Here is a 14,067-nt window from a genome sequence, read left to right on the forward strand (position 1 = left end):
CGAAGCAGTGCTCCCGCGCCATTTACGGGCGGGCGCGCCGCGAAGGCACCGTACGATCATGTCGCGCGCGTCGCTATCTGTAAACCTTTCGATAGCAAGGCGTGATCGTGTCCGTCGTCGCCCATCCTGTCCGTCTGATTTTCGGTCTATGCCGAGATAATCCCGCCGTGCCGGATGACGACCTCGTGCGATCGACCCTGCGGGACCAGTGGCATCTGAGCCCCGGCGAGATCACCGCCCTCCCCGAGGAGGTGCTTTCCCACGGCTGGGAGATAGTCGCGGGCGCCGAACGGTACGTGTGCCGCCTCGCCGAGCCCGGCGCCCGGCAGCCGGTGGAAGCCGGGCTCATCGCGGCCGAGCATCTGCGGCTGCGCGACATCGTGGCGGGCGAGCCGGTGCGCACCCTCGGCGGCGGACTCACCGCGGAGACTCCGGCCGGCGCGCTGGCCCTGCTGCGCCGCGTGCCCGGCCGGCGTCTCGAGGGGCGCGATCCCGTGGACCAGCAGTGGTGGGGTGACCGTCTGGGCGTCGTACACAAGGCTCTGCAGCATTTTCATCACCCCGGCCTGCGCCCGTGGCAGCCGCTCGACCCGCACGCGCCCCATCTGACCGCGGAGCCCTGGCTCCGCGGCGCCGTCGCCGACGCGCTCGGCGCGGTCACCCGGCTCACCGTCACCGACCGGCTCACCTACGGCGTGCTGCACGGCGACCCCGCCCCCTCGAGCTTCGTGGTCGATCCCGGCACCGGGCGCGCCGGGCTGCTCGACTGCGGCGCCAGCGGGGTCGGGCCGCTGGTCTACGACGTGGCGGCGGCGATCGGGTACGCGGGCGGCCCGGCCAACGCCACCGAGTTCCTCGACGGCTACCTGGCGGCCGGCCCGGTGGGGCGCGACGAGGTCGAGGTCGCCCTGCCGGTGCTGCTGCGGCTGCGCTGGGCGGTGCGGGCCGACCGGGCCGCCCGCCGGGGTGACGGCACGACCCTCGAACGGGCGAAGGAGGCCCTGGAGGCGGCGGCGTCCTGACCATGGGCCAGGATGGGATCAAGAATGGTCTTCAGTCCGGTTAGGGGCGGTGGCGGGGAGGTTGGATGGGGGCCTACCGATATTTCTACGACTGCGAGTTCATCGAGGACGGCCGCACGGTCGACCTGGTGTCGATCGGCGTCGTCGACGAGTTCGGCCGCGAGTTCTACGCGGTCAGCACCGAGTTCGACGACACCAAGGCGATTCCCTGGGTGCGCCGCAACGTCCTCGACAAGCTCCCGTCCCCGTCCGACAAGGCGTGGCGCTCCCGCGAGCGCATCCGCGACGACCTGTACGCCTTCCTGATGGAGCCGCTGCGCGGTCGTGACGAGCAGATGGAGCTGTGGGCGTGGTTCGCCGCGTACGACCATGTCGCCCTCGCCCAGCTGTGGGGCGCGATGCCGGCGCTGCCGCGCGAGATACCCCGCTTCACCAAGGACCTGCGCCAGCTCTGGGACGACCGGGGCCGGCCGACGCTGCCCACCATGTCCGGCCGGCACGACGCCCTGGTGGACGCCAAACACAACCTGGCCCGCTGGAACGTGCTGAAGGGCTAGGCTGAGTCTCGGGGCGCTTTCGCCCAAGTTTCCCGCGGCCGATAGAGTGCGCTCGCGGCTCGCCCCGGGCCGGCAACGCTGCCGAGAGAACGCTCCCAGGGGCTCGACGGGCTGAACAGACTTCTCGCAACCCGATCAGGGAGGACGAGCAAACATGCGCATCGGCGTGCTCACCGGCGGCGGCGACTGCCCCGGTCTCAACGCGGTGATCCGGGCGGTGGTCCGCAAGGGCGTCGCCGCGTACGGTCACGAGTTCGTCGGATTCCGCGACGGCTGGAAGGGCCCGCTGGAGGGCCTGACGAAACCGCTCGGCATCGCGGAGGTCCGCGGCATCCTGCCGCGCGGCGGCACCATCCTGGGCTCCTCGCGGACCAACCCGTTCAAGATCGACGGTGGCGTCGACCGGATCAAGGCCAACCTGGCCGAGCAGGGCGTCGACGCGCTGGTCGCCATCGGCGGCGAGGACACGCTGGGCGTCGCGACCAGGCTCAACGACCTCGGCGTCAACGTGGTCGGCGTGCCCAAGACGATCGACAACGACCTGAACGCCACCGACTTCACCTTCGGCTTCGACACCGCGGTGAACATCGCGATGGAGGCGATCGACCGGCTGCACACCACGGCCGAGTCGCACCACCGCACCCTGGTCGTCGAGGTCATGGGCCGGCACGCCGGCTGGATCGCGCTGCACGCCGGCCTGGCCGGTGGCGCCAACGTGATCCTGCTGCCCGAGCGCAACTTCGACGTGGAGCAGGTCGCCACCTACGTGACCAAGCGCTTCCAGGTCGAGTACGCGCCGATCGTCGTGGTCGCCGAGGGCGCGCAGCCGCTCGAGGGCCAGATGCAGCTGGTCAACCAGGAGCTCGACTCGTTCGGCCACGTCCGCCTCGGCGGCATCGGCCAGTGGCTCGCCGAGCAGCTGGAGGAGAAGACCGGCAAGGAGGCCCGTACGGTCGTCCTCGGTCACATCCAGCGCGGTGGCACCCCGACCGCGTTCGACCGGGTGCTCGCGACCCGCTTCGGCCTGCAGGCGATTGACGCCGTCCACGAGGGCGACTTCGGTAAGATGATGGCGCTGCGGGGCACCGACATCGTCCGCGTGCCGCTGATCGAGGGCACCGGCGAGCTCAAGACCGTCCCGCTCTCCCGCTACGAAGAGGCCGAGGTCTTCTTCGGCAGCTGAGCTGAGCTGGCTGGCTGAGCTAGCCGGCGTCGCCTCCGGCGCCGCGGGCGATCGCCCCTTCGAGGCCGATGAGGAGACAGTCGGTTTCCCGGCGCCGCAAACCCCGCGGCGACGGCAAACCGACTGTCTCCTCATCGGCGGGGCGATCGCGGGCGGGCTTTCCTTATACGCGGACGGGCTTCCGTTGTACGAGAGGGTGCGATGACCAAGCACAGTGTCGCCGTGATCGGCGCGGGCAAGCTCGGCGAGCTGGTCCTCTCCGGACTGTTGCGCTCCGGCTGGCCGGCCCAGCAGCTGCTGGCGACGACCCGCCGTCCCGAGCGGGCGGCCGAGCTCGCCGAGCGGTACGGCATCCGCCCTGTGCTCAACCTGACCGCGGTCACCCAGGCCGACGTGCTGCTGATCGCGGTGAAGCCGCAGGACGCGGCGAAGCTGCTCGACGACTGGGGCATGAAGGTCCCGCCCGACAAGCTGGTCGTCTCGCTCTGCGCCGGCCTGCCGACGAGCTTCTTCGCCGACCGGCTGCCCGGTGGCATCCCGGTGGTCCGGGTCATGACCAACACGCCGGCGCTGGTCGACCAGGCGATGACGGTGATCTCCGCCGGGCCGTACGCGACCGAGGAGCACCTGGCCCTCGCCGAGGAGATCTTCAAGCCGGTCGGCAAGACCATGCGCGTCCCCGAGTCCCAGCAGGACGCGGTGACCGCGCTCTCCGGCTCCGGCCCGGCCTACTTCTACCTGCTGGTCGAGGCGATGATCGACGCCGGCATCCTGCTCGGCCTGCCCCGCCAGGTCGCGCACGAGCTGATCGTGCAGACCGCGATCGGCTCGGCCGTGATGCTGCGCGACTCCGGCGAGCACCCGGTCAAGCTGCGCGAGGCGGTGACCTCCCCGGCCGGCACGACCATCAGCGCGATCCGGGAGCTGGAGAACCACGGCGTACGCGCGGCCCTGCTCGCCGCCCTCGCGGCGGCCCGCGACCGCGCCACCGAGATCGCCACCCAGATGGCCGCGCCGAAGTAATAGCCTCTCGGCAAGCTCGGCGCCCGTCACGGCGCCGCTGCCACCGCCGGTCGCTGTCGCCGGCTTCACGGCGGACGGTTGTTACGTCCTGCGGCCGGGTCCCGTCATACCCATGACGTAGGCCGCCGGCGAAAGGTAACGACATGAGCGATGCTCTGGCGCAGGCATTCGAGGGACAGCGAGCGCGGCTCGTCGGGGTGGCCCACCGGATGCTCGGCTCGCGGGCGGACGCCGAGGACGCGGTGCAGGAGGCGTGGCTGCGGCTGGCCCGCCAGGATCCGGCGGCGATCGACAACCTGGCCGGCTGGCTGACCACCGTGGTCGGCCGGGTCTGCCTCGACGTGTTGCGGGCACGCCGGGCGCGTCCCGAGGCGTCCTACGACGACGGGCTGTCCGAGATCGTGGTGGTCGAGGACGTCGCGGCGCCCGAGGAGGACGCCGTGCTCGCCGACTCGGTCGGGCTGGCGCTGCTGGTGGTGCTGGACAACCTCGGCCCGGCCGAGCGGCTGGCGTTCGTGCTGCACGACACGTTCGCGGTGCCGTTCGACGAGATCGGCGAGATCCTGGGCCGCTCGGCGGACGCGACCAAGATGCTGGCCAGCCGGGCCCGGCGCAAGGTGCAGGGCACGCACAGCTCCGGCGAGGAACGACAACGGCAGCGCGCGGTGGTCGACGCGTTCCTCGCCGCCTCGCGGGCCGGCGACTTCGAGGCCCTGTTGCGGTTGCTCGATCCGGACGTGACCTGGCGTACCTACGGCCCTCGCGGCCTGGTCGTGCGGGTCGGCGCGGCCGAGGTCGTCAACCACGCGCGGCGCGGCGCCCGGGCCGCGGTGACCCTGCGCGCGGCGACGGTCAACGGCGAGCCCGGGATCGTCACCTGGGGCCCGACCGGGAAGCTGCTGGGCGTCATGGCGTGCACGGTGGTGGACGGCCGGATCGTCGAGATCCTGTCGGTGAGCGACCCGAAGCGGCTGAGCGGTGTTACCTCCGCGCCGCCGCCCTCGTCAGAGGAGTGAGTCCACAAAGACGAGGAGGCTTTCATGGAAGCGCGGATCAACCCCTTCGGCACCGAGTTCGGCCCGAAGTTCGTCAAGTACATCGTCTCGGCCGCCCGGGTCGTGGCCGGCGCCGGAGTCCCGGCGGCGACGCTGGAGCTGGTGAACATCCGTGCCAGCCAGATCAACGGCTGCGCGGGCTGCCTCGACATGCACACGAAGGACGCCCTGCAGGCGGGGGAGACGCCGCTGCGGATCAACCTGGCGGCGGCCTGGCGGGAGGCGACGGTCTTCACCGACGCGGAGAAGGCGGCGCTGGAGCTCGCCGAGCTGGGCTCCCGGCTGGCCGACGGCGGCGGCGTTCCCGACGACGTGTGGGCCAGCGCGGCCAAGCACTACGACGACGAGCAGCTGATGGCGCTGGTCTGCCAGATCGCCATGATCAACGCGTTCAACCGGATGAACGTCATGACCCGGCAGCCGGGCGGCAGCTACGAGCCCGGGCATCTGCCGGTCTGACGGTCAGTACCAGATGGCGATCTTCGAGCCGTTGCACTCCTCGGGCGGGGAGGGATGGCTCAGCGCCGTGCCGGTGGCCATGCGGTGCGCCGACCACGCCACGGCGGCCGCGTCCAGAATGTCGTCGGGCGGGGCCTGACCGGCCGGTCCGATCTGGTCGGGCAGCACGATGCCGTTGCGGGCCAGCAGCTCGCGGCGGCGGGTCTGGCCGGACCACGTCTTCTTGGCGTGCTGGAGGGGCTCGCCCGCCATGGTGCGGAACGAGACCTCGGGGTGCGCCTCGAAGAGCAGGCCGGGGTGCCTTTCCCAGATCGCGTTGGCCTCGAGCAGCTTGGGCCGCAGGGCCCAGGACTGGCGGCTGAGGCCGGCGCCGGTGAGCTCGCGGCACAACCGGTTGGCCGCGGCGAAGTCGGCCTCCATCCAGACCGCGCGCGGCGGCACCCGGAAGATGCTGCCGCGACGCGGTCCGAGCTGGTCGGCGGCGAGGGTGTCGGCCGCGCGCCAGCGGTCGGGCAGCATGCCGAGGGGAATGTCGACGCCGATCACCGCGGCGCCGGAGCTGCTCGTGACGATCTCGTACAGCGAGGCGGCGAGCACCGCCCGGCCGAACGCCCCGTCGCGCAGCTCGACGCCGACCCAGCCGAGGGCGTAGGCGTCGACGCCGATCACATGGATACTCATCGGCCACCAGTGAGGGCGCCGGTGTCGACGTCGCGGATGGTCATGACCGAGAGACTACGCGCAGTGTCCGTTCATGTGCACCCCGTGCCGATCGACCGCAAGAAGTTAAGACCATGCTTAATCCAGGTCAGGCATCTTGACGATTGTGAATACGTGTGACTACGGTCTCTTCTACGAACTTTTTGGAAACTTTCCTAACTGTTCAGCGAGGAGACCCAGTGCAGAAATCCCTCCGCCGCGCTCTCTGGGCCGGGGCCTTCGTGGTGGCTTCCACCGCGATGGTGCCCATGACCCAGGCGTCAGCCGCAGCGGCCTGTGCCCCCGCGTGGTCTGCCACCGCCGTGTACGTCAAGGACAACGTCGCCTCCCAGAACGGCCACAACTACACCGCCAAGTGGTGGACTCAGAACGAGTCGCCGGCCACGCACAGCGGACAGTGGGACGTCTGGATCGACGGCGGAGCCTGTGGCGGCACCACCCCCACCACGCCCCCCACCACCGCCCCGACCACACCCCCCACCACGACGCCGACGACTCCGCCCACCACGTCGCCGACGTCCGGTCCCAGCGGCAAGAACGTCGTCGGCTACTTCGCCGAGTGGGGTGTCTACGCCCGCCAGTACTTCGTGAAGAACCTGGTCACGTCCGGCTCGGCGAGCAAGCTGACCCACATCCTGTACGCCTTCGGCAACACCACCGGCGGCCAGTGCTCGATCGGTGACTCGTACGCCGACTACGACATGGCCTACACCACCGCCAACAGCGTGGACGGCGTCGCCGACACCTGGGACGCGGGCGCGCTGCGCGGCTCGTTCAACCAGCTGCGCAAGCTCAAGAAGGCGTACCCGAACATCAAGGTGATCTGGTCGTTCGGCGGCTGGACCTGGTCGGGCGGCTTCACCCAGGCCGCCGCGAACCCGACCGCGTTCGCGAACTCCTGCTACAACCTGGTCAAGGACTCCCGCTGGTCCGATGTCTTCGACGGCATCGACATCGACTGGGAGTACCCGAACGCTTGTGGCCTTTCGTGTGACGCCAGCGGGCCGGCCTCGTACAACAACGTGATCACCGCGCTGCGCAACAAGTTCGGCTCGTCCTTCCTGGTCACGTCGGCGATCTCGGCGGACGGCTCGAACGGCGGCAAGCTCGACGTGGCCGACTACGCCTCGGGCATCCAGAAGCTCAACCTGGTCTTCCCGATGACGTACGACTACTACGGCGCGTTCAGCCCGCAGGGCCCCACCGCGCCGCACTCGCCGCTGACCTCCTACGCGGGGATCCCGACGAACGGCTTCTGGTCGGACGCGGCGATCCAGAAGCTGAAGAGCAAGGGCGTGCCGGCCAGCAAGATGCTGCTCGGCGTCGGCTTCTACGGCCGCGGCTGGACCGGGGTCACCCAGGCCGGACCGGGCGGGACGGCCACCGGCCCGGCGCCCGGCACCTACGAGGCGGGCATCGAGGACTACAAGGTCCTCAAGAACAGCTGCCCGTCCACCGGGACGGCCGGCGGCACCGCGTACGCCAAGTGCGGCAGCAACTGGTGGGGTTACGACACCCCGTCGACGATCGCCGGAAAGATGACGTACGTGAAGAACCAGGGTCTCGGCGGCGCCTTCTTCTGGGAGTTCTCCGGTGACACCACGAATGGCGAGCTGATCACCGCCATCAAGAACAACCTTTAGGAACACTCATCTCCTCAGGTGAGAAGCGGGGCACCGGCCGAAAGGTCGGTGCCCCGCTTTCGTAGGCTTTCCCCATGCGCCGTGAGTGGCACCAGTTGAGTTACCCCGGGGTCGGCAACCCGGCCTTCCAGACGTCCCGCCCGTCCACCGACTCCGCCGAGGACGAGGCCCTGGGCCTCGACCGATGGCGGTCCCTGCCGCGCGTGCAGATGCCGCCGTGGGAGGACATGGGCGAGGTTGCCTCGGTCTGCAAGGTTCTCGACAACGTCCCGTCGATCGTCGCGCCGTACGAGGTCGACCAGCTGCGCGTCAAGCTCGCCGAGGTGTGCGAGGGCCGGGCGTTCCTGCTGCAGGGCGGCGACTGCGCCGAGACGTTCGACAACAACACCGAGAGCCACCTGCTGGCCAACGCCCGCACGCTGCTGCAGATGGCGGTCGTGCTGACGTACGGCGCGTCGATGCCGGTGGTGAAGGTGGCACGGGTCGCCGGGCAGTACACCAAGCCCCGCTCGGCGGCGACCGACTCGCTGGGCCTGCCGGCCTACCGCGGCGATCTGATCAACTCGCTGGAGGCGACCGCCGAGGCGCGCGTCGCCGACCCGCAGCGCATGATCCGGGCGTACGCGAACTCCGCGGCCGCGATGAACATGCTGCGTGCCTATCTCGCCGGGGGTCTCGCCGACCTGCACGGCCTGCACGACTGGAACAAGGACTTCGTCCGCGCCTCGCCGGCCGGCGAGCGCTACGAGGCGATCGCCCGCGAGATCGACCGCGCGCTCGACTTCATCCGCGCCTGCGGCATGACCGACAACGAGGCGCTGCGCACGGTCAGCCTGTACTGCTCGCACGAGGCGCTGGCGCTCGAGTACGACCGCGCCCTGACCCGGGTGAGCGACGGCCGGGCGTACGGTCTGAGCGGTCATTTCCTCTGGGTGGGTGAGCGGACCCGGCAGCTGGACCACGCGCACGTCGACTTCATCAGCCGGATCGCCAACCCGATCGGGGTCAAGCTCGGCCCCGGCACGTCGCCGGAGACGGCGATCGAGCTGTGCGAGAAGCTCAACCCCGGCAACGTGCCCGGCCGGCTCACGCTGATCAGCCGGATGGGCAACGGCAAGGTCCGCGACGCCCTGCCCCCGATCGTGGAGAAGGTGACCGCGGCCGGCGCCAAGGTCGTCTGGCAGTGCGACCCGATGCACGGCAACACCCACGAGTCGTCCAACGGCTACAAGACCCGGCACTTCGACCGCATCGTCGACGAGGTGCTGGGCTACTTCGAGGTGCACCGCGGCCTGGGCACGCACCCGGGCGGCATCCACATCGAACTGACCGGCGAGGACGTCACCGAGTGCCTCGGCGGCGCGCAGGGCATCGAGGATCTCGACCTGCCCGACCGGTACGAGACGGCCTGCGACCCGCGGCTGAACACGCAGCAGAGCCTCGAGCTCGCCTTCCTGGTGGCGGAGATGCTCCGTGGTTGATCTTCGTTCGGACACCGTTACCCGCCCGTCCGACGGGATGCGCCAGGCGATGGCGTCCGCGGCCGTGGGCGACGACGTCTTCGGCGACGACCCCACGGTCAACGCCCTCGAGGCCCGGGTGGCCGCGATGTTCGGCCACGAGGCGGCGCTGTTCGCGCCGTCCGGGTCGATGGCCAACCAGATCGCGCTGCAGCTGGTCACGCCGCCGGCAGGGGAGCTGCTGGCCGGCGCCGACGCGCACGTCGTGACCTACGAGCTGGGCGCGGCGGCGGCGATCGGCGGCATCTCGACCCGCACCTGGCCGGCGGTCGGCGCGTCCCTCGATGCCGGGCAGATCGCCTCGATGATCCGGCCGCAGGGCTATCCGTCGTTGCCCACGCGGGCCATCGCCGTCGAGCAGACCCACAACCTCGGCGGCGGCGCGGTGATTCCGCTGGCGACGTTGCGGGAGCTGCGCGCCCTGGCCGACGAATCCGATATTTCCCTGCATTGTGACGGCGCGCGGATCTGGCACGCGCATGTCGCCGAGGGCGTGCCGTTGAACGAGTACGGCGCGCTCTTCGACACGCTGTCGGTCTGCCTGTCGAAGGGCCTCGGCGCGCCGGTCGGCTCGCTCGTGATCGGCAGCGCATCGCGCATCGCTCAGGCCCGGGTGATCCGCAAGCGGATGGGCGGCGGCATGCGGCAGGTCGGCATCCTGGCCGCGGCCGGCGATTACGCCCTCACTCACAACATCGCCCGCCTGGCGGACGATCACGCGCGGGCCCGCCGCCTGGCTGAGGCGTTGTCCGAGTTCAACGTAATAAATCCGGACAAAGTGGTGACGAATCTCGTGCCGATCGACCTCAGCGCGACCTCTCTCGACGCGCCCACGCTCGTCGCTGAGGCGGCCAAGCGGGACGTCCACATCGCCGCCATGCTGCCCCACCTCGCCCGGGTGGTGTTCCACCTGGACGTCGACGACGACGGTCTCGATCAGGCGATCACGGTGCTGAGCGACATCGTCAAAGCCGGTAGGTAGCCACCGTCGCCTGCAGCTCCGCCGCCGTGCGGGCCAGCTCGCTCGCGGTCTGCTGCGTCTCCGTCGCACCGGCGGTGACGTGGCGGGCCGCGTCGGCCACTCCGGCGATCGTCTCGGCGATGCTGGACGACCCCTCGGCCGCCCGGTCCACGCTGCGCGAGATCTCGCCGGTCGTCGCGGTCTGCTCCTCGACGGCCGCCGCGATCGTCGTGGTGTAGTCGTTGATCGTCGCGATGACCCGGCCGATCTCCTGGATCGCGTGCACCGCCACGCCGCTCTCCGCCTGGATCGCGCCGACCTGCTCGGTGATCTGCTGGGTGGCCCGGGCCGTCTCCATGGCCAGGTCCTTCACCTCGGAGGCGACCACGGCGAAGCCCTTGCCGGCCTCGCCCGCGCGGGCCGCCTCGATCGTGGCGTTCAGCGCGAGCAGGTTGGTCTGCTCGGCGATCGACGTGATCATCTGGACGACCGTGCCGATCTGCGTCGACGCCTCGCCCAGCCGGGCCACGCTGGCGTCGGAGGACGCGGCCGCGCGGGCCGCGTCGGCGGCGACCACGGCCGCCTCGTTCGCGTTGTCGGAGATCTCGCGGATCGAGACGCCCATCTCGCCGGCGCCGGCCGCGACCGCGCGGACGCCCTCGGAGACCCGCTCGGCCGACTCGGAGACCGCGCCGACCTGGACCGCGGTCTCCTCGGCCGAGGCGGACAGCTGCGACGACACGGCCGACAGCTCGTCGGACGCCTCGGCCAGCAGGTCGGAGCTGGTGTGGATGCGTCCGACCATGCCGGCCATCGAGTCGGCGGTCGCGTTGAGCGCGCCGGCCATCTGGCCCACCTCGTCGGCGCTGCTCACCTCGACGCGGGCGGTCAGGTCGCCGTCGGCGATCCGGTGCAGGGCGGCGACGCAGCGGGACAGCGGCCGCACGATGAGCCGGGCGATGACGGTCGCGAACGCCAGGCCGAGCAGCAGCGCGACCCCGAGCAGGACGCTCACCAGCCACTTGGTGTGCTGGTAGCGCTTCTCGGCGGCGGTCTCCTGGTCGGCGCCGGCCCGCACGGTGATGTCGGTGAGCGAGCCGAGGTCGTCGCGGACGACGTCCATGGCCGCGGTGAGGTTCTCGGAGTCGGCCTTCCGGTCGGCCTCGATCGCCGGCAGCACGTCGCTCTCGAGCAGGCTGTCGTACTGCTGCCAGTGCTTGCCGAACTCGTCGATCGCGGCGCCGGCCTCGGCGCTGAGCGGGAACGCCCGGTAGGCCTGCGCGTAGCCTTCGATCTTGGAACGGGTCTCGGTGAGGGCGGTGCGGTCGGCGGCGCGCTCGGCCTCGGTGTGGGCGAGCTGGTAGTCGTCGATGCTCAGCCAGACCCGGTTGACCGAGGCGCGCAGGTCGGCGATGGCGGCGAGCTCCTGCTCGTGCACGTACCCGACCTTGACCTGCTGGTTGGTGGCGCCCAGGCTGCTCAGCGCGTACAGGCCGTCGCCGGCGCCGAACGCCGCCACGATGCCCACCGCGATCATGATCTTCGTACCGACCCGCCGGTCGGTCAGCACCCGCCGCCACGCCATCTTTCCGCCCACCGCCCTGTCTGAGGATTCAGCAACACTCTCGGCGGCGGGCGATCCGGCGTGAGCGCCACGGCGGTGCAAACCGGTTTCGGCGGGCGCCGAAGCATTCCCAGGATCTACTTCCGCCATGACTGATGAGCGGCATCCGGCCGAATTGGTGCCCGAGCTGGTGGAGAAGGTGCTCGCGCGGGCGGCCACCTGGACGGCCTGGGACGGCGAGCCCCGCCCGATCGACGACCGGATCTACACCCCGCACAAGGCGATCCGCCGGGTCGCCGACCACCTCGTCGACCACCTGGCCGAGATCGAGGCCCGGGTGGCCGGCGTCGCGACGATCCCCGACCACTGGCACGCCTCGGCGATCACCACGCCCGCCGACCTGGCGCCCTTCACCGCCGAGGACCTCGACGAGGCGCGCAGCCGGCTCACCCGGCTGGCCCAGATTTACGACGTGCGCGTCCGCGCCCTGACTCCCGCGCAGCTCGACCACCGCGACGGCGACGCGTGGACGCCACGGGAGATCGTCGTCCATCTGGAAGGCTCGCTCTATTACGCCGACGCGATCGGTTTCCTTTGAGCGGGTAGCCTCGCTCGGGTGCCGGACTCATTTGTGGTGGCCCGGGCCGCGGACGGCCTCGTCGCCCACTTTCCCGACGTCGTGAGCCTCGGCGGTGGCAAGCTGCTCGCGGCCTTCCGGGAGGGCACCGGGCATCTCAGCCCCGAGGGGCGGATCAGCGTGGTGGGCAGCGACGACGGCGGCCTGACCTGGGGGACGCCCAGGCTCGCGGTCGACGGGCCGTTCGACGACCGCGACCCCAAGCTGGCGTGCCTCGCCGACGGGACGATCCTGCTCAGCTACTTCGTCATCGACTGGAGCAGCAAGCCCCGGCACACCACGCACGGCACGTTCGTGCGGCGCAGCGAGGACGGCGGGCTCACCTGGAGCGAGCCGGCCCAGGCGGGGATGGGCATGAGCGGCGGCGGCATCCTGGCGTGGCACGCCTCGCACGGCGCGGTCGCCGAGCTGCCCGGCGGCGACCTGCTGTACCCGGTGTACGGCCACCGCGCCGACGAGAAGTGGTGGCGGGCGTACGTGGTGCGCAGCACCGACGGCGGGCGCACCTGGCCCGGGGCGGACGAGGTCGAGATCGCGGCCGGCGACGGCATCAACTTCCAGGAGCCGACCCTCACGGTGCTGCGGGGCGGGGAGGTGGTGTCGCTGATCCGTACGGATGTGGAGCGCGCCTATCTGTCGCGCTCCTCCGACGGCGGGCGCACCTGGACCGAGCCGAAGCGCACCGACATGCCGGCCTCGTCCCACCATGCGCTCGCCCTGAGCGACGGGACCGTGCTGGTGACGTACGGTGATATCTCGAATCGTTTCTCGGAACACCGCGTGACCGCCGGTCGTCTCGTGAGCGCACCCGACCAGGACTGGGACGGGTATCCGGACGTGCTGCTCTACGACTCGGGGCACCGCGACCAAGCCAACCCGTCGAGCGCCGAGATCTCGCCCGGCCGCTATCTGACCTTGGGCTTCGACATCCCCGCGGCCACGGTCGTCGGCTTCTTCACCGGACCGGAAGACTACGCGCGCTGAGCACGGCCTGGGCGAATCCCCGGATCACCGGGTGGACGCCGTCCGTGTGCAACTCCGGCTGGAAGAGCGTGGCCAGGAAGAACGGGTGCTCCGGCAGCTCGGCCACCCGCACGTCGCCGCTGTCGTCGTGCCCGGAGAACAGCATGCCGTGCGCGGCCAGCAGGTCGATGTAGGCCGGTGAGACGCCGTAGGAGCAGTGGTACCGCTCGACCGTGCGTGACGTGCCCAGCAGCCGCTCGATGCGGGACCCGGGCGCCAGGTTGATCGCGCCCTCGTGCCCGACGAGCGAGCACGACAACTCGGTGATCAGGGCGTCGGCGTCACCGTCCGAGGAGTTCTCCGCGTGCCGGGCCTCGGGGAACCCGCAGACGTCGCGCGCGAACTCGAGCATCGCGTGCTGGAAGCCGCCGCAGGTGCCGAGGAAGGGGATCCCCTCGGTGCGGGCGGTGCGGGCCGCGACCATCGCGCCTTCCTCGCTGCGATACGGGCTGCCCGGCACCAGCCAGATCCCGCCGAAGCCCGCGAGCGTCGCCGGATCGGTGGCGTCGGGCGTCGGGACCCAGTAGGCGTCCAGGTCGATCTGCTGCTCCTCGCGGAGAGCGTCGAGGATGGCGGGGACGCGCGAATGCGCGCGCACGGCGGGGGAGCGATCTCCCACAAGAGCAATCGACATCATGTCTTCATGCTGCGGCCCGTCCCCACATCACGTCCAACGATGATGGGTACGGGTGGCATTAGC

Annotated in this window: 14 protein-coding genes; 11 read left to right on the forward strand and 3 right to left on the reverse strand. The window is 70.8% G+C overall.

What is annotated here, in order from left to right:
- Positions 1-167 precede the first annotated feature (167 nt).
- The 6 genes from ACQPZX_RS09545 (at position 168) to ACQPZX_RS09570 (ending at position 5,299) form a co-directional block, all read left to right on the forward strand.
- Complete coding sequence (locus tag ACQPZX_RS09545; protein WP_433377312.1) at positions 168-1,022, forward strand: phosphotransferase enzyme family protein; 855 nt, start codon at positions 168-170, stop codon at positions 1,020-1,022.
- Positions 1,023-1,087: 65 nt separating this feature from the next.
- Positions 1,088-1,579, forward strand: coding sequence for a polyadenylate-specific 3'-exoribonuclease AS (locus tag ACQPZX_RS09550; RefSeq protein WP_433377314.1), 492 nt, complete (start codon positions 1,088-1,090; stop codon positions 1,577-1,579).
- 154 nt (positions 1,580-1,733) lie between these two features.
- Positions 1,734-2,762, forward strand: coding sequence for a 6-phosphofructokinase (locus ACQPZX_RS09555; protein WP_433377316.1), 1,029 nt, complete (start codon positions 1,734-1,736; stop codon positions 2,760-2,762).
- Between the two features lie 201 nt (positions 2,763-2,963).
- On the forward strand, positions 2,964-3,785 hold the full coding sequence (gene proC, locus ACQPZX_RS09560; protein WP_433377318.1) for a pyrroline-5-carboxylate reductase: 822 nt from the start codon (positions 2,964-2,966) through the stop codon (positions 3,783-3,785).
- Positions 3,786-3,928: 143 nt separating this feature from the next.
- Positions 3,929-4,801, forward strand: a complete 873-nt coding sequence (locus tag ACQPZX_RS09565; protein WP_433377320.1) for a sigma-70 family RNA polymerase sigma factor — start codon at positions 3,929-3,931, stop codon at positions 4,799-4,801.
- Between the two features lie 24 nt (positions 4,802-4,825).
- Positions 4,826-5,299: a carboxymuconolactone decarboxylase family protein gene (locus ACQPZX_RS09570; RefSeq protein WP_433377322.1), complete on the forward strand. Its 474-nt coding sequence runs from the start codon at positions 4,826-4,828 to the stop codon at positions 5,297-5,299.
- 3 nt (positions 5,300-5,302) lie between these two features.
- Here ACQPZX_RS09570 and ACQPZX_RS09575 read toward each other — a convergent pair whose 3' ends face one another.
- Entirely contained in the window at positions 5,303-5,980 is a 678-nt protein-coding gene (locus ACQPZX_RS09575; protein ID WP_378964852.1) for a DUF429 domain-containing protein, read from the reverse strand.
- Between the two features lie 218 nt (positions 5,981-6,198).
- Between ACQPZX_RS09575 and ACQPZX_RS09580 the strand changes: the two genes are divergently transcribed.
- From ACQPZX_RS09580 to ACQPZX_RS09590, 3 genes are all read left to right on the forward strand, one after another.
- Complete coding sequence (locus tag ACQPZX_RS09580) at positions 6,199-7,662, forward strand: glycosyl hydrolase family 18 protein (RefSeq protein ID WP_433377324.1); 1,464 nt, start codon at positions 6,199-6,201, stop codon at positions 7,660-7,662.
- A 74-nt stretch (positions 7,663-7,736) separates the two neighbouring features.
- A complete protein-coding gene (locus ACQPZX_RS09585; RefSeq protein ID WP_433377326.1) occupies positions 7,737-9,143 on the forward strand; it encodes a class II 3-deoxy-7-phosphoheptulonate synthase in 1,407 nt (468 codons plus the stop codon).
- Positions 9,136-10,164: a threonine aldolase family protein gene (locus tag ACQPZX_RS09590; protein ID WP_433377328.1), complete on the forward strand. Its 1,029-nt coding sequence runs from the start codon at positions 9,136-9,138 to the stop codon at positions 10,162-10,164. Before ACQPZX_RS09585 ends, ACQPZX_RS09590 begins: the two co-directional genes overlap by 8 nt.
- Here ACQPZX_RS09590 and ACQPZX_RS09595 read toward each other — a convergent pair.
- Positions 10,148-11,740, reverse strand: a complete 1,593-nt coding sequence (locus tag ACQPZX_RS09595) for a methyl-accepting chemotaxis protein (RefSeq protein ID WP_433377330.1) — start codon at positions 11,738-11,740, stop codon at positions 10,148-10,150. The genes ACQPZX_RS09590 and ACQPZX_RS09595 overlap by 17 nt on opposite strands.
- A 115-nt stretch (positions 11,741-11,855) precedes the next feature.
- On the opposite strand from ACQPZX_RS09595, the gene ACQPZX_RS09600 reads away from it, so the two are divergent.
- Both ACQPZX_RS09600 and ACQPZX_RS09605 read left to right on the forward strand, forming a co-directional pair.
- A complete protein-coding gene (locus tag ACQPZX_RS09600; RefSeq protein WP_433377332.1) occupies positions 11,856-12,305 on the forward strand; it encodes a hypothetical protein in 450 nt (149 codons plus the stop codon).
- 18 nt (positions 12,306-12,323) lie between these two features.
- Positions 12,324-13,328 carry a sialidase family protein gene (locus ACQPZX_RS09605; RefSeq protein WP_433377334.1) on the forward strand — a complete coding sequence of 335 codons (1,005 nt, stop codon included), beginning with the start codon at positions 12,324-12,326 and terminating at the stop codon, positions 13,326-13,328.
- Here the strand turns inward: ACQPZX_RS09605 and ACQPZX_RS09610 are convergent.
- Complete coding sequence (locus ACQPZX_RS09610; protein ID WP_433377336.1) at positions 13,300-14,004, reverse strand: CTP synthase C-terminal region-related (seleno)protein; 705 nt, start codon at positions 14,002-14,004, stop codon at positions 13,300-13,302. The genes ACQPZX_RS09605 and ACQPZX_RS09610 overlap by 29 nt on opposite strands.
- Positions 14,005-14,067: the final 63 nt, after the last annotated feature.

Source organism: Actinoplanes sp. CA-142083 (assembly GCF_050942195.1).
Lineage (GTDB): Bacteria > Actinomycetota > Actinomycetes > Mycobacteriales > Micromonosporaceae > Actinoplanes.